This is a genomic window from Natronosporangium hydrolyticum (assembly GCF_016925615.1).
Lineage (GTDB): Bacteria > Actinomycetota > Actinomycetes > Mycobacteriales > Micromonosporaceae > Natronosporangium > Natronosporangium hydrolyticum.
This window is the reverse complement of record NZ_CP070499.1, coordinates 1,569,023-1,586,903: the sequence shown is the minus strand read 5'-3', so window position 1 is coordinate 1,586,903 and position 17,881 is coordinate 1,569,023. Positions and strand designations below refer to the sequence as shown.

Below are 17,881 nucleotides of genomic sequence, written 5' to 3'. Positions count from 1 at the left end.
GACCAGATGGCTACCTACGGGTTCCACGCCTCGCATGAGCAGTTTCCGCCCGGCGAGTTGTTGACGCTGCTGCAAGCGGCGGAGGCGGCTGGCTTCGAGGCGGGGATGTGTTCCGACCACTTCGCGCCATGGAGCAGCCGGCAGGGCCACTCCGGGTACGCGTGGACGTGGCTGGGCTCGGCCCTGGCCACCACCTCGCTGCCGATGGGGGTGGTCACCTCGCCGGGCCATCGCTACCACCCGGCGATCCTCGCGCAGGCCGCCGCGACCTGCGCGGAGATGTTCCCGGGCCGGTTCTGGCTAGCGCTGGGCACCGGGCAGGCGCTGAACGAACACGTCACCGGCGACGCCTGGCCAGTGAAGCAGGTGCGGGATGAGCGGCTGGCGGAGTCGGTGGCGGTGATCCGGGCGCTCTTCGCTGGCGAGACCGTCTCCCATGACGGGCTGGTCAAGGTGGACCGCGCTACCTTGTGGACGTTGCCCGAGCGCCAGCCGCCCCTCTACGGTGCGGCGGTGACGCCGGCCACTGCGGGTCGGGTAGCGCGGTGGGCGGACGGGCTGATCACCATCAATCAGCCTGGGGACGCCCAGCGGGACGTGCTGGCGGCGTACCGCGAGGCGGGTGGCCAGGGCCCGGCGGTGCTGCAGGTGCATCTGTCCTGGGCTGCGGACCTGGCCCAGGCGCGGCAGGCCGCCCATGATCAGTGGCGGGAGCCGGTGCTGGGCAGCGATGTGGACTGGGAGCTGGCGCTACCCGAGTACTTCGAGCAGGTGTCCCGGTTCATCGATGTCGACCAGGTCACGCCGTTCGTCTTCACGTCGGACCAGCTGGCCGAGCACACCGAGTGGCTCGCGGCGCAGGTGGCCGCCGGTTTCGACCAGCTGATGCTGCACCAGGTGGGTGCCGATCAGCGGGGTTTCCTGACGGCGTTCGGCAATGAGGTACTCCCCCAGTTACCGTAGCTATCGGGTAGTTTGTACTGTTTGCCGTGCCCGGTCGACGAGGTGATCGCGGCACCGGCTGTCGAGAGGAGTATCCATGCCTACCCGTCACGCCCGGCCCCGCCCCTGGCGGGCCCTGGGCCTCACCGGCGCCGCCCTCACCTTGCTAGCGCCGGCGTTGGCCGCCTGCGGGGACGACGAGGAACCGGCCGCCACCGACCCCACCCCCACCGCATCGCCCACCGCCGGCACGCCGGTCGCCGGCGCGGTCGCCGACTGCGTCATCGGCGACTGGGGCAGCACCGAGGTCACCGGCGACATCGGCGACGACATCGCGCAGGTGACCCTCGCCGGCGGCGCCGATGTCGGGCTGAGCGTCGCCGACGACGGCGCGGCGGACCTCGACTTCGCCGACATGGCGCCGGTGACGGTCACCGGTGACCTGGCCGGGGCGGACCTCGCTGGCGAGATTACCTACTCGGGCACCGCCACCGGCAACATCGAAACCACCGGCACCACTTCCGGGGACTGGCAGCCGGCCGACGATGTGGACTGGAGCGACGTCCGGATCACGCTGGATCTGACCGAACCCTTCGAAGGCCGACCGCTCGACGACGTGCCGCTGGGTGAGGCCGTGGACCAGGCGGACGAGGTCACCGGCGACCTGATTGAGATCGACCCGGTGCTGGCCGAGGGCAGCTACGAGTGCCAGGACGACACGCTGGTGCTCAGCCCCCGCGATGACAACGGCATGACCTGGACCTTCACCCGCGCCTAACCCGTCACCCGCGAGCTAAGCAAGCCGCCGGGACCCCGCCGCGCCCGCGGCGGGGTCAAGCGGGCGGTCCACTCACAGCGCCACCGCAGCAGCCGCCTGCCCGGGCGTGTCGACGCTGACCGTGGCCGTGGTGTCGGCGACCGAGATGTCGTACTCGCCGAGGAAACCTCGGAACCGGACCTGCCCGGCGTCGTCGGTGACCAGTGCGGTCGGCGACACCCACCACTCGTCCTTGATCAGCTTGTGCAGCGCGTGGTAAGCGGGCTTGGGGGTGCCGTCGGCGCGCAGGAACCCGCCGGGCGCTCCGAGCCAGCCGCCGTCGGAGATCCCCCAGTAGGTCATCGCCTGCACCGACGGGTGCGACAGCAGCGTCCGATAGTGCCGGACGATCTCGTCGGCCTGCCGTGCCTCCCCCGCTTCCGTGCTCGGCCACTGCTCCGGCTGGAAGTCGTTGAGGTCCACGATCTCCGGCGGCATCGGCTCGCCGGAGACGATCGTCGTCTCGGTGAAGTGGATCGGCAGCCCGTACCGGGCGAACCGGTCCAGCGTGGCCAGGGTCTTCTCCTCGCCCCAGTAGCCCTGGTGCATGTGGCTCTGCAGCCCGAGTGCGTCGATCCGCACGCCCGCCTCGAGCACGCCTTCGATCAGGCACTCGTACGCGGCGGACATGTCGAAGTCGTTGAGCAGCAACGTCGCCTGCGGGTTGGTCTCCCGCGCCGCCGCGAAGACGTCCCGAATCAACCCGATCCGGCCACGGTCGCGGCAGACCCGGGTAAGCCCGTTGTCGTACCGGTCGAAGATCGGCATGATCACGACCTCGTTGATCACATCCCAGACGTCGATCACACCGGCGAACTCGCCGACCTCCCGCCGAATCCGGTCCAGCTGCGCGGCCAGGATCTCCGGGTTGGACAGCTCCCGCAACCAGTCGGCGGTCACCGTATGCCACGCCAACGGATGCCCCTTGACCAGGCAGCCGCGCTCGACGAACCACTCCGCGCACCGGCGCAGCCGCGCGGTGTCGGGACGGCCCCGCACCGGCTCGAACCTGCCCCAGTAGAACGGCAAGGTGGCGAAGTCGAACAGCTCCAGCCACCGTTCGGCGACCGGTTCCAGCGCCGCCGAGTCGGGCTCGCCGTTGGCGAGCGGGATGAACTCGAACCCGGTGCAGCCGAAGCGGAATGCGTGACTACGTTGCGCGACCGTCACCTCGCGGCCAGCCAACGGTGCGCCGTCGGCGGTGACGGTCAGGGTCACCCCGGCGGTGCGGTGCTCCGCGATCCGGGCGTCGATCGGGTCGTCAGTGTTCAGGTCAGTCGGCACCGCCGACCTCCTCCCCTGCCGTGGGCGAAGACAGTTCGCAGGCTACCAACCGGTGCCCAAGCGCCGCCCGCGACCGGATGTTCAGTTTGCGCATCGCCGCCGCGATGTGCCGGGCGACTGTGTGCACCGACAAGAACAGCTCCGCTGCTATCTCCTTATTGGATCGACCGGTCGCCGCCAGCTCCGCGACCTGCCGCTCCCGGGGCGAGAGCTGCGAGCCGTAGCCCCGCCGACCGCCCCGATGGCGGGTAGGCACCGGCAACCCGTGCCCCCGCGCGACCCTCGCCACCCGGGAAACGTCCCACTCCGCCCCAAGATCACGATACTGCGTCAGCGCCGCCAGCAGCGCTTCCCCGCTGGCCGCGAACTCGCCACCGGCTGTCGACTGCCCGGCGTAGCCCACCATGGCCGCCGCCTCCATCGCCTGCGCCGCCTCGTACGGGCACTCCTGCGCCCGATAATGCCCGGCGGCGGTGAGCAGGCTCGGCCCGGCGGCGGGTTCGCCGCGGGCCTGCGCCAGCAGCCCCCACGCGTGCGCGAGCGCCGCTGGCGCCAGCGGGGCGTCCAACTCCCGCACCGCCGCCTGCGCCTGTTCGTACAGCTCGGTGGCGCGTCCGGGCTCGCCAGCGGCGAGCAAAGCCGCCGTGGCCGGCGGCAACGCCCGCATCGCCGGTGCCCAGACCTCCTTCTGCGCTACCGCGGTGAGTAGCCGATCCACCGCCGCCACCGCCGCCGGCAACTGCTGCCGCGCCACCGCCAGCCGCAACCACGCCGCCAGCGGCAGCGGCAGCAGGTCAAACCCGCCCAGCGCCTCGATCTGCGCCACCACCGCCGACAACGCCGCCGACGCCCGATCCAGGTCACCGCGGGCGAGCGCCAAGCAAGCCGCGGCGACCTGCGCGTCGGCGACCGCCCGCGGGTACTCGGCGAGCTGCTCGGTGTAGGTCGAGATCCGGGGCACCAGCCCGTCCCAGCCGCCGCGACAGTAGTCCAGCAGCACCAGCCCGGAGCCGATGCTCAGCGTCAGCCGCGGGCTCTCGCCGGCCACCGCGCCCGCCATCGCCGCCGTCAACAGCCGGTTCGCCACCGCATGATGGCCGGCGTAACCGGCCTGGGTGCCGACCGACCAGTACGCGTTGACTTCGCTACGGTGCCGGGGCGGGTCCGCGGCCCGCCGCTCCACCCGTTCGATCAGTTCGCGCCAGCCTGGGTCACCCATCGGCGCCAGCACCATCGCGACCTTGCCGAGCAGGAACGCCTCGAAGACCGGGTCGGCCACCGCCGGCAGGAACTCCATGGCCCGCTGCAGCCATCGCCGATGCTCGGCCAGCGGCACCCCCTCGGTGGTGGGGATCCCCAGCACCACCGCGGCCCACGCCCGCAGGTCCGGCCGGTCGGTCAGCTCCGCCACCGCGTCGGCGACCAGTCGCCGCTCCCGGGCCGGGTCGTCACCCAGCTCGTGCAGCAGCAGCCCGAGCCGGAACCGCAACTCTCCCCGCACTGACGGCGACAGTTCCCGCGCCAACACGCTGCTGAGCAGGTCTGCGACCTCCCGGGTACGCAGCGCCTCGATCGATGCCTGAGCCAGCCGGGCGGCGAGCCGGCCGGCCCGGTCGGGCGGTAACGGCGCGTGCCGGAGCACCTCCTCCAGCAACCGGGCCGCCGCCACATCATGCCCCAGCGCCAGTGCCTGCACAGCGGCCTGTTCGGCGGCGTCCACCCACTCCGGTAGCCGACCGGCGTGCCGCAGATGGTGCGCGACCTGCCCCAACGGCACCGGCGGTAGCGCCGACAGCGCAGCCGCCGCCCGGCCGTGCAGATCTGCCCGGACGGGGCCGGCGAGCTCGGCATAGACCGCCTCGGCGGCCAACTGGTGCCGGAACCCGATCTCCTCCCCCGGCTCGGCCAGCAGCGCCGAATCCAGGGCCTCGTTGAGCGCGCTCAGCAGCTGCTCCGGCGCCACCCGGCAGGTCTCGGTGAGCACCGCGACGGGCACGCTACGGTGCAGCACCGCGGCCGCGGCCACCACCGCCCGGGCCGGCTCGGAGAGCCGGCTCACCCGCTCCAGCACCGACTCGCGGATGCTGCTGGGCACATCCAGCTCAGCCAGCGCGCGCCGCGCCCAGCCGCCGCCGCGCCGCACCAGCGTGCCGCGGGTACGCAGCAACGCCAGCAGCTCCTCGACCGCGAACGGCGAACCCGAGGAGCGTTCGCACAGGTACTCCGCGAACTCGTCCGAGACCTGCTCGACCCCGAGGATCGCCGCGGCGAGGATCCCGGTCTGGGCCGCGTCCAGCGGCGCGAGCACCACATCGGTACGGCTGGTGGCGGTGTGCCGGCCGGTGGTCAACGCCCGGACGGTGGGGTCGGCGTCCTCCGGGCGGTAGGTCAGCACCACCGACAGTTTCGGGTGCGGCTCGGCGAGCAGATAGCCGACGAAGTCCGCGGTCTGCTCGTCGGCCGCGTGCAGATCTTCGAGGATCAGCGTCACCGGCGCCAAGGCGTCGAGCACCGCGGTCAACGCCCGGAACACCCGGTGCCGTTCGATCCCCTGATCCGCGAGCGTGTCAGGTTGTGGCGGCAGCTGGTCGGCCAGCTCCGGCAGCAACGGCCGGAGGGCGCCGGTGACCGGTGAGAGCGCCACCGGGCCCAGCGCGTCGCCGAGGCCCCGTAGCGCCTCGACCACCGGCCCGAGCGGGAACGACTCCCGGATCGGATGGCAGCGGCCGACCAGCAGCCGCTGGTGCGCCAGCTCCGGCCGGCCGGCCAACTCCTGCACCAGCCGGGTCTTGCCGAGCCCGGCCTCGCCCTCGATAACCACCACGGCCGGGGGCATGGTGACCGCGGCGACGAGCTGTGTCAGCTCCGCCACCCGCCCGACGTACGCCGGGGAGACCACCCGCCTACCGGCGAGGTCTCCCGCGCTGTCCGCGTGCTCCGCCATGACCCTCGAGGCCCCCTCGGACCGCTACGGCGTCCCCGCTCTGGCCGCCCTGGGAACGCCACCGGGCAGCCTACCGCCGGAACAGCCGTCGGCTCTAGATCATTCGGCGCGGGCCCCGGTCGAAACCTGGGTACCCCAGGCGTGGCCGGCAGGTCGTACCCTGGTCCGGACCCGCCTGCGACGAGCCAAGGGACCCTTATGACCGACCCGGCCGGCGAGCCGCCGACGGAGCCGTCTCCGGACCCGATCCAGCGAAGCGATTCGAGCCCGCCCCCGACCACCCCGGCCTGGCTCGCAGAGCTTGGTGGGTTGGTGCCGGCGCCGCGTCAGCGCCGGTGGCGCCGCCGGCCGCGCAAGGAGGCGGCACCGCACCCGGAGGCGGCACCGCCCACGGAGGGGCCGACCGTGTCGCTCGGCGATGCGCCGACCGTCCCGCTCGCCAAGGTGCCGGCCGCAGCCCCGAACGCGCCCACCGGCCACCGCCGCCGGCTGGCCATCGCCGGCACGCTGGTGCTGGCGCTGCTACTGGTGACCGCCCCGGTGGTGGCGATCCAGGCGACCGGTTCGTTCGTCGGCCGCGGCGCAGCGCCCAGCCCGGACGCCTGGGCCACCGCGACTAGTCCGGCAACTGCTCCGAGCGCACCGCCGGAGCTGACCCCACCGACCGCGCCAGCGGCGGAAGCGCCACCACCACCGGCGCGGGGCGCCAGCGGGTTGGCCGCGTCACCGGTTCCGGACGAGCCGCCCGCGGCGCAGCCACCGCCGGCCGGCTCGGGCTCAGGCGGCGATCCCGGCTCCGGTTCCGGTTCCGGTTCCGGTTCCGGCTCCGGGTCGGGGTCGGGGTCGGGGTCGGACTCCGGCTCCGGCTCGACCGGCTGGTCCCAGATCGTCGACAACTCGTCCAACCGGTTCAGCGCCGGCGGCAACTGGCGGACCACCTCGGCCGGCGGGCAGTACGGGTCGAACATCCATTACGCCAGCCCGCAGACCGGCGTGAGCGACGCCGCCTGGTACCGGTTCGACGTCCCCAGTACCGGCACCTACCGGGTCGACGTCTGGTATCCGGCCAGCGGCAGCAACAACGATCGCACTCCCTATGTGGTGGTTACCACCGGCGGCAACCAGACGCTCCACGTCGACCAGCAGAGCGGCGGCGGGCGGTGGGTGACGCTCGGCCAGTTCTCGCTCGCCGGCGGCGACGCCAATGTGGTGGGAGTCAGCCGCTGGCGGGAAGCCGGCGGCCGGGTGGTCGCCGACGCGGTCCGGATCACCAGGCTCTAACGGCCGGAATCGCCAGCCGCCGCCCCGAGTCCTACCAGCGCAGGCGTATGCGACTCTGCTGACTGAATCGGGTCAATTGATCATCAGACATCGCCGCAGCTCAGGTAGTGCAAGAGGGAGCGTTTGCTCTGTGCATGCATACGTCATCAGCCAGGCTGTCGGGCTGTAAGATCGGCGGGCAGAACGTCTCACCCAACTTGGTGGGTCGAGTGGCGCCTGGTTTGCCAGTACGAACCCGGTTCGTCGCCGTGGTGGATCACCACTTAACCCACCAAGAAATACATGCCCGCTGGCGCGGGCACCCGCAGGTGTATGAAAGAGGGCATGACAAACCTGCCGAGTTCTAGTGATCTTGAACCCCGCAGCCCCACTTATGCCCAGCTATGCCCGATTCGTGTTGCTCGGGCGACCAAGCAACGGTCATCGTAACCCTCTTTCGCCTCAGCGGCCGACGGTGTTGACAGCCGGCGATGACGGAGGGGCCCCAGCCGCGTTCTTACTGTTCACAGCCCTTCTCGAAAGAGCCAGCAGAGTCGCATACGCCTGCGCTGGTCGATTAAGACAAGCCTGTGCCCTGGCGAGACGTTCTGCTACGACCAGGTCGGGTCCGGTGTGGACGAATGCCCGGGTCGCCGCTCGACCTACCGGGCGAGTTGAGCGGCGTCCCGCCCCGCCCCACCCCGACATGGTTGGGCAGGGAGGGATCTTGCGTACCGGAATATCCGACTTTTCCGTACGCAAGATCCCTCCCTGCCCAACCATGTCAGAAATGCCGTCGTCCCGCGGCAACGCGGCGGCCGGGTTGGGGTGTCGAGCTGAAGATCCAATGAGTGGGCCGGCGGCCTGGACACCAGCTCAGCGGATCCGGTAGCCGCCTTCTGCGCTGCCGCAGGCCTTCCTCAATTAACCAGCAGGCGTATGCGTAAGCAGCGCAAACGCTCGGGCAACGCCACCAGGGATGCGAGGCGCCTGATGATCAAGAGCCGCGAATGCGCCAGCCGGGTCGGCGGCAGCACCGGGTCGGCACGGGATAGGCGCGGGACACCCCGCCCGCCCGAGCGACTCGCCCGTGCTAGGCAGGGATCGCGCTAGGCAGGGATGTTACTGACCCCGATCCGCTTCCGGAACACCCAGTAGCTCCACGCCTGGTAGCCCATGACGAGCGGCAGGAAGATCAACGCGACCCAGGTCATGATCCCCAGGGTGTACGGGGTGGAGGCAGCGTTCGTAGTGGTGAGGCTGTGCGCCGGGTCGAGCGTGGAGGGCAACACATTCGGGAACAGCGCGAGGAACAGCGCGGTCACCGCCAGACCGATCGCCGCCGCGGTGCCGGTGAAGGCCCAACCTTCCCGCCGGACCCGGTTCGCGGCGAGGCCGCCGAGCAACGCCGCCGCTGCGGCCGCCATCACCACGCCGGTGGCCAGGTCCGCTCCCACCTCGGCGAGCGTCCAGCCGAGGAAGCCGACGGCGATCGCCGCGGTGGCCGGTCCGACCCGCCGGGCCAGCCGGTTCGCCCGGTCACGGACCTCACCGGTCGTCTTCAGTGCCAGAAAGACCGCCCCGTGCAGCACGAAGAGTGCCAGCGTGGTCAGCCCACCCAGCAGCGCGTACGGGCTCAGCAGGGTCCAGAGGTTGCCGACGAACTCGCCACTCGCGTCGAGTGGTACGCCGCGAACGATGTTGGCGAAGGCGATCCCCCACAGGACCGCCGGCAGCAACGAGCCGACCACGATGGTCTTGTCCCAGCGGGCCCGCCACTGCGCCTCGTGGCGCTTGCCGCGGTACTCGAAGGCCACCCCGCGCACGATCAACGCGGCGAGGATCAGCAGTAGCGGGAGGTAGAAGCCGGAGAAGACGGTCGCATACCACTCCGGGAAGGCGGCGAACATCGCTCCGCCCGCGGCGATCACCCAGACCTCGTTGCCGTCCCACACCGGCCCGATGGTGTTGATCACCACTCGCCGCTCCCGGTCGTCACGGCCCAACACCGGCAACAGGATCCCTACCCCGAAGTCGAACCCTTCGAGGACGAAGTAGCCGATGAACAGGATCGCGATGGCGATGAACCAGAAGGTGGTCAGCTCCACAATGCCCTCTCAGTACGCGAAGTCCAGCGCGCGGTCCTGGTCGTCCTCGGAGTCGGGCTCAGGGGGCGGTGACACCTCGGGCAGCCCTTGTTTCGCGTACTTGAGGAGCAGTTTCACCTCGATGACCGCGAGCACGCCGTAGAGCAGCGTGAAGGCGGCGAACGAGGTAGCCACCTCGCCGACCGAGACCGCTGGCGACACCCCGTCGGCGGTACGCATCTCACCGAAGACCACCCACGGCTGCCGGCCCATCTCCCGCAGGATCCAGCCGAAGCTGTTGGCGGCCAACGGCAGCAGCGGCAACACCAGACCGGCCCGCAGCAGCCATCGCGAGGTCGGCGTACGGCCGCGGCGTTGCGCCCACAGCGCCCACAGCGAGATCAGCACGGTGAGCGCGCCGAGCCCGATCATGAGCCGGAAGCTCCAGTAGGTGACCGGCAGGTTCGGCGCGTACGAGCCGGGGCCGAACATCTCCTCGTAGCTGACCTGGATGTCGGTGACCCCCTCGACCTCGCCGTGCGGATCGCCGGTGGCCAACCAGGAGAGCAGGCCGGGCACCCGCAGCGAGAAGACCTCCTCGGACCCGTCCAGGGTGCCGACGGTGAAGAGCGAGAACGACGCGGGCGATTCGGTCTCGAAGAGCGCTTCGGCGGCCGCCATCTTCATCGGCTGGGTCTCGGTCATCACCTTCGCCTGGATGTCGCCGCTGACGACCAGCACCACGCTGGCTACCGCCGCGGTGATCGCGCCGAGCCGCAGCGCCGAGCGCCACGCCGGGTCGGTGTCGGCCGCTGGCCGCCGGATCAGATGCCAGAGCGCGACCGCTACCAGCACCGCGCCGGAGACCAGGAAACAGCCGGCGAGTACGTGCGGGTAGGTGACGAGCGCGACCGGGTTGGTCAGCACCGCACCGATGTCGGTGAGCTCGGCCCGACCGGCCTGCTCGTTGATCCGGAACCCGACCGGGTTCTGCATCCAGGAGTTGGCGGCGAGGATGAAGTAGGCGCTCAGCGCGGTGCCGACCGCCGCCGCCCAGATGCAGGCGAGGTGGACGCGGCGGGGTAGCCGGTCCCAGCCGAACAGCCACAGCCCGATGAAGGTGGATTCGAGGAAGAACGCGAGCAGCGCCTCGATCGCCAGCGGGGCGCCGAAGACGTCGCCGACGAAGCGCGAGTAGCTGCTCCAGTTCATGCCGAACTGGAACTCCTGCACGATCCCGGTGACCACACCCATGGCGAAGTTGATCAGGAACAGCTTGCCGAAGAGCTTGGTCAGCCGGAGCCACTTCTCGTTGCCGGTGCGGTGCCAGGCGGTCTGCAGGCCGGCGACGAGAAAGACCAGGCCGATCGTGAGCGGCACGAAGAGGAAGTGGTAGACGGTGGTGACGCCGAACTGCCAGCGCGCCAGTTCGAGCGCGTCCATGCGGGACCTCCTCCACGAAACCGGGCACGGCGCGACGGCGCAGCCGAAAACTACGCGGCGTCGTAGGTAAATCTACTACAGGAGGTAGTAATCATCGCCCGGAGCGGTGCGGCCAGTTAGGTGGTACTCGTCACGGCGAGGCTGGCGACGGGTACCCCGCCGCGGCAAGCTGCTGCGCCGCGTACTGATCGGCGTACCAACCCGGGGTCGTAACCAGGTCGGCAGCCCGGCCCCGCTGCGCCACCCGGCCAGCCTCCACCACCAACACCTCGTCAAAACCGGCCAGACCGGGCAACCGGTGGGTCACGACCACCACCGACCGGGCCGGGCCGGCGGCGGCCAACACCCCGGCCAGCACCCGGTCGGCGGCCGCCGGGGCGAGCCCTTCGGTCGGCTCATCCAGCAGCCACACCGCCGGATCCGCCAGCACCGCCCGGGCCAGCGCCAACCGCTGCCGCTCGCCACCCGAGAGCTGCGCACCGTCCTCCCCCACCACCGTGTCGTAGCCCGCAGGTTGCCGCGCCAGCCACTCAGTCAGGCCGGCGACCGCCACCGCCCGATCCAGCTCGGCCACCGTCGCCTCCGGACGGCCGAGCAACAGGTTCGCCCGTACCGTGGCGTGAAAGACGTGCGCCTCGGCGAACAGCCCGCCCACCAGCCGGTGCCGCTGCCCGACCGGGTACGCGTCGACGGCGACGCCGTCGACGCTGACCGTGCCCGCAGCCGGCGGATGCAGACCCGCGAGCACCGCCAGCAGGGTGCTCTTGCCCGCACCGCTCGGGCCGACCACCGCCACCCGGGACCCTGGGCGCAGCGTCAGATCCACTCCGGCCAGCGCCGGCGCCGCGCGGCCCGGGTAGCCGGCGGCGAGCCCGGCCGCGGTCAGCGACACCGGGCCGGCCGGTGCCGCGGCAGCGGCCGGCTCAGCAACCCCGCCGGCGGCGGCCGGCTCAGCAACCTCCCCGGCACGGCCGGCCAGCAGCGCGGTCACCCGGGCCAGCGGCTCCCGCAGCTCGGCGAAGCGCCGGGCGGCGGCTAGCACCCCCAGGCACACCTCCACCGCCACCAGCGCCGCCACCGCCACCACGGCGGTCGCGACCCCGTCCACGCCGGCTCGGCCGGCGACCACCACCACCCCGGCCGCGGTCAGGCCGGCCGCTAGCAGCCCGACCGCGTCCAGTGCCGAGCCGACACCGGCCAACCGGGACTCCACCGTGGCCAGTCGGGCGGCGCTGCGCCGGGCCTGGTCGGTAGCGGCGCCGGTCGCCCCGGCAGCGGCCAGCTCGGCGGCCCCGTGGGTGAGGTCGAGCGCCTCGGTCGCCACCTGCGCCCGCAGCGGCGCGACCAGCCGCCCGGCCCGACGCACCATCGCGTACCCCAGCAACGGCAGGACCACCGCGGCGACCAGCACCCCGGCCGCCACCACCGGGGCGGTCGGGCCCGCGTAGACCCCGGCGGTGATCACCACGCCCACGCCCACCACAATCGCTGCCGCGGCCGGCACCACCACCCGCAGCAACAGATCCTGCACTGCCTCCACATCGGAGACAACCCGGCTGAGCAGATCTCCGGTGCGGTACCGGGCCACCGCCGGGTTCCGCCGGTCGCTGGCGAGCACCGCGAAGATCCGGGCCCGAACCGACGCAAGCAGCCGTAGGACCGCGTCGTGGCCGGTGAGCCGTTCGGCGTACCGCAGGGTGCCGCGGGCCACCGCGAACCCGCGGACCGCCGCGATCGCCACCGTCAACGCCGCCAGCGGCGGCTGGCCCGCCGCGGTCACCAGCAGCCAGGTGGCGGTCGCCAGCAGCGCCAGCCCGGCGAGTTCGGTGCCGGCGGCGAGCAGTCCGGCCAGCAGCAGCCGCCCCGCGTACGGCTTGGCGAGCGTCAGCAGCGGGCTCACGCCGCGACCTCCGCGCCGTCCCCTGCCGGGGTCGACGCGAGCGAGTCGGCGGGCTGCGTCACTGCCTCGACCCGCCCGTCGGCGACCCGCACCACCCGGTCGGCCACGCTCAGCAGCGCGGGCCGGTGGGCGACCAGCAACGCCGTCCTACCGGCGACCAGCTGACCGGCGGCGGCGCAGACCGCCGACTCGCTGACGCTGTCCAGCCGAGCGGTGGGCTCGTCCAGCAGCACCACCGGGGCGTCCCGCAGGAACGCCCGGGCCACCGCAACCCGTTGCCGCTGCCCGCTGGAGAGGCCATGCCCCCGCTCGCCGAGCATCGTCGCCAATCCGTTCGGTAGTTCGGCCACCACCTCGTCGAGCGCGGCGGCGGTCACCGCCGCCGAGACCGCCGCTGGCGTAGCGTCGGGCACCCCCAAGACCAGGTTGTCCCGCACCGAGGCGGCGAACAGGTACGGACGCTGCGGCACCCACGCCAGCCGGCGCCGCCAGTCAGCCGGCTCGATACTGGTCAGGTCGACCCCGTCCACCAGCACCCGACCGCTGGTCGGAGCGACGAACCCGAGCAACAGGTTGAGCAGCGTGCTCTTGCCGGCGCCGCTGGGACCGATCAGCGCCACCCGCTCACCCGGTTCGATCCGCAGCGACACCTCCCGCAACACTTCGCCACGCGGGTAGGCGACGCTCACCCGGTCGAACTCGATAACTGGGCCGGCCTCGGAGGCGCCGGTGCCGGGCGCCGGCCCGGGCCGGCGCGCCGCTGGTTTCCCGACCGGCGGCGCCGGAGTCAGGGTGCGGAACGTCTGGTCGAGGGCGGTCAGGCCCTCCAGACTGGCGTGGAACCGGGCCCCGGCCGCCCGCAGCGGCGCGAACGCCTCCGGCACCAGAAACAGCACCAGCAGTGCGGTCTGCAGCGTCATCGCCCCGGCCAACAGCCGCAGCCCGATCGGCACCGCCACCAGCGCCACCGCGATCGCCGCCACCAGCTCCAACACCAGCGCGGTGAGGAACGCGATCCGTAGCGTCCGCATGGTCGCCGACCGGTGCCGGTCGGCCATCCGGCGCACCGTCTCGACCTGGGCACCGGCCCGGCCGAACGCCCGCAGCGTGGCCAGCCCGGCGACCATGTCCAGGAAGTGGCCGCCGAGCCGGGTCAGCCGCCGCCACTGCCGTTCGGTCGCCGCCCGGGTCTGCCAGCCCACCAGCGCCCCGAAGATCGGGATCAGGGGTAGGGTCACCGCCACGATCACCGCCGAGGACCAGTCCGCCACCCCGAGTTGGATCAGCACCGCTACCGGCACCGTCACCGACAACACCAGCTGCGGTAGGTATCCGGTGAAGTAGGAGTCCAACCCGTCGAGGCCCCGGCCGGTGAGGGTGGCGAGCTCGCCGGCGCGTTGGCCGGCCACCCAACCAGGCCCGCGACGACCCACCGCCGCCAGCAGTTCGCCGCGCAGCTCCTGCTTCACCCGGGCGGCGGTGCGCGCCGCCACTACCCCCGACAACCACAGCCATCCGGCCCGCGCCGCGATCGCGGCGACGAAGCCGGCGAGCGCCCCGGCCGCGAACCGGCCCTCGACCGCCTCGGCGAGCAGGGTGGCGAGCGCCACCGCCTGGCTGATGATGATCGCTGCCGCGACCGTCCCCAACAGACCTAGCGCCACCAGGTGGCCACGGACGGCCGGGACCTGGCGCAGCAGCCGGGAGTCGAACGGGCGCGTGGTCACCCTCCGAGCAGCGCCAGGCCGACCGGGGCGACGGCCAGGGTGAAGGCGCCCGCGAAGGTGACCGCTCCGCGCAGCCACGGCCGCCGGCGGCGATCGTGCAACCGCCGCACCCGCACCTCGACCGCCCGGTCACCGACTCCGAGCGCCCCGGCGGGGGCGCCGACCGACGGCGCGGCGGCGAACCGCCGCAGCGCCGCCACCAACCCGTCCGGGTGGTGCTGCCGCGCCCGATCGTCGGCGCGCATCTCCACCAGCAGCGCCACCGCGTCGTACGCGGCCCGGAGCCACCGGTCCAGCGGCAACGCCCGCCGTAGCGCGGTGAACGGCAGCAGCACCAGGTCGTGCCGCTCCGCGGCGTGGGACCGCTCGTGGCTGAGCACCGCCGCGAGCTCGCTGCCCCGCAACAGGTGCAGCGTGCCGGCGCTCACCACCACGGTCGGGCGCAACCCGGGCAGGCAGTACGCGGCGGCGCTGGGATGGTCGAGCACGGTGGCGCCGGGGGCGGCCGGGTCGGCCCGGCCCACCAGCGCCAACAGCTCCCGGTGCCGGCGCTGCGCCCGGAGCGTATGCAGCAGGTACGTGACGGTAACCCAGCAGAGCCGGGCGGCGACGAGCGCACCGGTCAGGATGGCGAGCAGGTGGAACGAGCCGAGCCCCGCCGGCAGCTGCCCTTGCCCCAGCTCGGTGCCGAACTGCGCCAGCGCCGGCCCGAGCGGCGCGCCGTACGGGGCCAGGCCGGCCGCCAACGGCAGCCCGATCAGCGCCAGCCCGAGCGCCAGCCCCAACGCCTGCCAGCTGGCGATGCCCACCCGCGGGGTCCGCCACACCCACTGGCTCCGCGCCAGCCCGACGATGCCGACCGCACAGGCGATCAGGACGGTGGCGTGGCCGACGACATAGGTCATACCGGTCACTGCTCCGATCGCGGGTGGCGGGCCTGCTCCTCCAGCGCCTCCCGCAACAACGCGGCCTCATCACCGCTGACCGAGCGGGCGAAGTGCACCAGCGCGGCTCCCCGGTCGCGCGCCTCGGCCGACCGGTCCCCGCCGGCGCCGGCGGCGTCGCCGGCCTCCCCCGGCTGGGCAAGGTCGAGCGCCTCCAGCATCAGCTGGGCGATATAGGCCTCGCGGGGGGCGGCGGGCTGGTAACGCCACGCCTGACCGTCCCGCTCCCGCACCACCATGCCTTTGCCTGCCAGCCGGTCCAGCACCGTCATCACGGTGGTGTACGCGAGGTCGCGGCTGGCCAGTGCGTCGAGCACCTCCCGCACCGTGAGCCCGCCGGCGCCGTCGCCGACGCCGCGGCCCCACAGCACATCCATGACCGCGCGTTCCAGCTCGCCGAGTCGAGGTCTGACCACGGAGGCTAGTCTACTACTTATCGTCGTACGGCTGGTGTGGGCATCCTCACCACTACCGGCCAGGATGCGCCGGAAACCGGTGGTCGGCCGGCCGCCGACGATACTCCTCAACCGTATCGACGAGCGTGCTGATCGGCAGCCCCGGATTGCGGATCCGCACCCCGTACGCGGAGTGCGCAGGCGCCCAACCCCGCCGCGACGTGACCCCGGCCTGGGCGAGAAAAACCGTCAGCCGGCCATCGGGGGCGCTCAGCGCAGCCACGGCCGGCCACGGGATCAGATACCGGCCGAGACCGCGCCGGATCTCCAACCGATCCGGAAAGAGCGCGACTCTCGGCCCGAACCCGGCACCGAGCACGCGGAGCATATTCACCGAGGCGATCAGCGTGACCGCGACCACCGCCGCAGACCAATCGGGGCGCAGCTGCTCGGCGTACCCGGCCGCGCCCGCGAGCACAAACCACCACCCGACGCCGACCAGCACGGCCAGCCGACCAGACTGCCACGCGTCGGTCCGCCCCGGCGGACTCACCAGGGCGATCTCCCGGCGCACCACCGCCGGCGTCAACTGTGGCGGCGCCGGCGGCTGGGCCCGCTCCCGGAGCCGGTGCAGCAACGTCAGTGTGAGCTCCGCCGCGGCCACGGCACCGACCGAGCACAACCCCAGCACCCAGGTCGCCGCCCCAAGCCGACTCCCAGTCGCCGGTGAGCCACCACCCCAGCCCCAGCCCGGCCAGCGCCAACAGCCACGTCCGGAGCGTATGGCCCAGCTCACGCCGCAGCCCACGGCACCACAACCGGGCGTAGGTCACGACGCCACGCTCTGGCACCAAGCTCATTCGGCCCCCCGCGCAGCCGCCCACCCGTACACGTCGAGACCCTACGACCCGCGGCGGGTGACCACCCCCGGAGGGCCGAACCGCACGGGTCGCGATCTCACCCTGTGTTCTCTAGACTGCGCACGGCGGTCGACGCCTGAGCCACGCACATAGGAGCCAGGAACATAGGAGCCACGGGAGCGGAAGGCTGAGGATGATTGGACGGATGGTGCGCCGAGGACGGCACCGCGGGTCGGATCGGCCGCTCGGATGGGACGCCCCGACCCGGTTGGCCAGCTCGCTGGCCGCGGCGGCGGTGCTAGCGAGCGTCCTGGTGGTGACCGTGGCCTGGCAACCCAACCAGCTGCCGCTGCGCTTCACCCCCGGCGACGGCGCCGCGGCGACCGGCCCTCCCAGGCCTGCGGAGCAGGCTCACCCCACCTCGACCGACCGCCCCGGGGACCGGGGCGGGCTGACCGCCGCCCAACCAGCCGAAGCGAAGCCGCTCCCGTCGACAGCGCCCGACCCCACCCCCGACCCGCCCGCCGCCGACGAGGCCGCCGAACCGACCAGCGAGCCGGCACCACCGGCCCCGAGCGCGGTCCTGCTGATCGCGGCGCACAGCGGAAAATGCGCCGAGGTCTTCGGGCTCCGCACCCACGACGGCGCCCGAGCGGTGCAATGGGACTGTCACGGCGGGGACAACCAGCACTTCCAGCTCCTCGACGCTGGTGCCGGTCACGTCACGATCCGCGCCGGCCACAGCGGCAAGTGCCTCGGCGCCAAGGACGGGTCGCGTCGCGACCAGGCACCGGTCGTCCAAGTCAGTTGTACCGGGGCGGCCAGCCAACAGTTCCGCCGCGACGACGCCGGCGGTGGGCAGGTCCGGTTCGTACTCCGGCACAGCGGCAAGTGCCTGGATGTGTTCGGCGCCTCCCAGGAAAACGACGCGCCGCTGATCCAGTGGCCCTGCCACCACAACCCCAACCAACGCTGGGAACTCAACCCGGCATAAGCCGCCGCGCCCTTCGGCCGGTGCAGGGCACGGTAGGGCAGACCAGCGGCAGAAAGGCGACGCGGGCCGGGCAGGCAGGGCTCCCCGGCCCGCGCCGGGTGTAGAGCCAGGTCGGCAGGGTCCTGCTCACCCGCCACCTCACGGCACCTACATGCTGCGTGTTGTAGGCCACAACGCTGAGGATGTGGGGCTGAAGACCACCCGCCCAACCCGCGCGGCTACAGGCCAACGGCACGCTAATGGCACGGAGCACTAGTTGATCAAGAACCGCGGGTCGCGGGCGA

Annotated in this window: 13 protein-coding genes; 4 read left to right on the top strand and 9 right to left on the bottom strand. The window is 72.4% G+C overall.

The features are described 5' to 3' along the window. Nucleotides 1-6: 6 nt before the first annotated feature. Nucleotides 7-963 carry a TIGR03885 family FMN-dependent LLM class oxidoreductase gene (locus JQS43_RS07070; RefSeq protein WP_239678255.1) on the top strand — a complete coding sequence of 319 codons (957 nt, stop codon included), beginning with the start codon at nucleotides 7-9 and terminating at the stop codon, nucleotides 961-963. 76 nt (nucleotides 964-1,039) lie between these two features. Further along, nucleotides 1,040-1,720, top strand: coding sequence for a hypothetical protein (locus JQS43_RS07065; protein ID WP_239678254.1), 681 nt, complete (start codon nucleotides 1,040-1,042; stop codon nucleotides 1,718-1,720). 72 nt (nucleotides 1,721-1,792) lie between these two features. Here the strand turns inward: JQS43_RS07065 and JQS43_RS07060 are convergent, their stop codons facing one another. Continuing rightward, a complete protein-coding gene (locus JQS43_RS07060) occupies nucleotides 1,793-3,043 on the bottom strand; it encodes an endo-1,4-beta-xylanase (RefSeq protein ID WP_239678253.1) in 1,251 nt (416 codons plus the stop codon). Beyond that, nucleotides 3,033-5,987, bottom strand: a complete 2,955-nt coding sequence (locus tag JQS43_RS07055; protein ID WP_239678252.1) for a helix-turn-helix transcriptional regulator — start codon at nucleotides 5,985-5,987, stop codon at nucleotides 3,033-3,035. The genes JQS43_RS07060 and JQS43_RS07055 overlap by 11 nt, the downstream gene beginning before the upstream one ends. Before the next feature lie 198 nt (nucleotides 5,988-6,185). Between JQS43_RS07055 and JQS43_RS07050 the strand changes: the two genes are divergently transcribed. Beyond that, the gene (locus JQS43_RS07050; protein WP_239678251.1) at nucleotides 6,186-7,268 is read left to right on the top strand and encodes a golvesin C-terminal-like domain-containing protein; all 1,083 of its coding nucleotides are present in this window, start codon (nucleotides 6,186-6,188) and stop codon (nucleotides 7,266-7,268) included. Nucleotides 7,269-8,356: 1,088 nt separating this feature from the next. Here the strand turns inward: JQS43_RS07050 and cydB are convergent. The 7 genes from cydB to JQS43_RS07015 all read right to left on the bottom strand — a co-directional run bounded on the left by cydB (nucleotide 8,357) and on the right by JQS43_RS07015 (nucleotide 16,407). Continuing rightward, nucleotides 8,357-9,355: a cytochrome d ubiquinol oxidase subunit II gene (gene cydB / locus JQS43_RS07045; protein WP_239678250.1), complete on the bottom strand. Its 999-nt coding sequence runs from the start codon at nucleotides 9,353-9,355 to the stop codon at nucleotides 8,357-8,359. Nucleotides 9,356-9,364: 9 nt separating this feature from the next. After that, nucleotides 9,365-10,777, bottom strand: coding sequence for a cytochrome ubiquinol oxidase subunit I (locus tag JQS43_RS07040; protein WP_239678249.1), 1,413 nt, complete (start codon nucleotides 10,775-10,777; stop codon nucleotides 9,365-9,367). A 130-nt stretch (nucleotides 10,778-10,907) separates the two neighbouring features. Continuing rightward, nucleotides 10,908-12,677, bottom strand: a complete 1,770-nt coding sequence (gene cydC / locus JQS43_RS07035; RefSeq protein WP_239678248.1) for a thiol reductant ABC exporter subunit CydC — start codon at nucleotides 12,675-12,677, stop codon at nucleotides 10,908-10,910. After that, nucleotides 12,674-14,404: a thiol reductant ABC exporter subunit CydD gene (gene cydD / locus JQS43_RS07030; protein WP_239678247.1), complete on the bottom strand. Its 1,731-nt coding sequence runs from the start codon at nucleotides 14,402-14,404 to the stop codon at nucleotides 12,674-12,676. The genes cydC and cydD overlap by 4 nt, the downstream gene beginning before the upstream one ends. After that, nucleotides 14,401-15,309 (bottom strand): M56 family metallopeptidase, encoded by a 909-nt coding sequence (locus JQS43_RS07025; protein ID WP_239678246.1) that lies wholly within the window; start codon nucleotides 15,307-15,309, stop codon nucleotides 14,401-14,403. Before JQS43_RS07025 ends, cydD begins: the two co-directional genes overlap by 4 nt. A gap of 5 nt (nucleotides 15,310-15,314) precedes the next feature. Beyond that, nucleotides 15,315-15,725, bottom strand: a complete 411-nt coding sequence (locus tag JQS43_RS07020; protein ID WP_239679342.1) for a BlaI/MecI/CopY family transcriptional regulator — start codon at nucleotides 15,723-15,725, stop codon at nucleotides 15,315-15,317. 91 nt (nucleotides 15,726-15,816) lie between these two features. Then, complete coding sequence (locus JQS43_RS07015; RefSeq protein ID WP_239678245.1) at nucleotides 15,817-16,407, bottom strand: PH domain-containing protein; 591 nt, start codon at nucleotides 16,405-16,407, stop codon at nucleotides 15,817-15,819. 401 nt (nucleotides 16,408-16,808) lie between these two features. Between JQS43_RS07015 and JQS43_RS07010 the strand changes: the two genes are divergently transcribed. Continuing rightward, a complete protein-coding gene (locus JQS43_RS07010; protein WP_239678244.1) occupies nucleotides 16,809-17,597 on the top strand; it encodes an RICIN domain-containing protein in 789 nt (262 codons plus the stop codon). Nucleotides 17,598-17,881 lie beyond the last annotated feature (284 nt).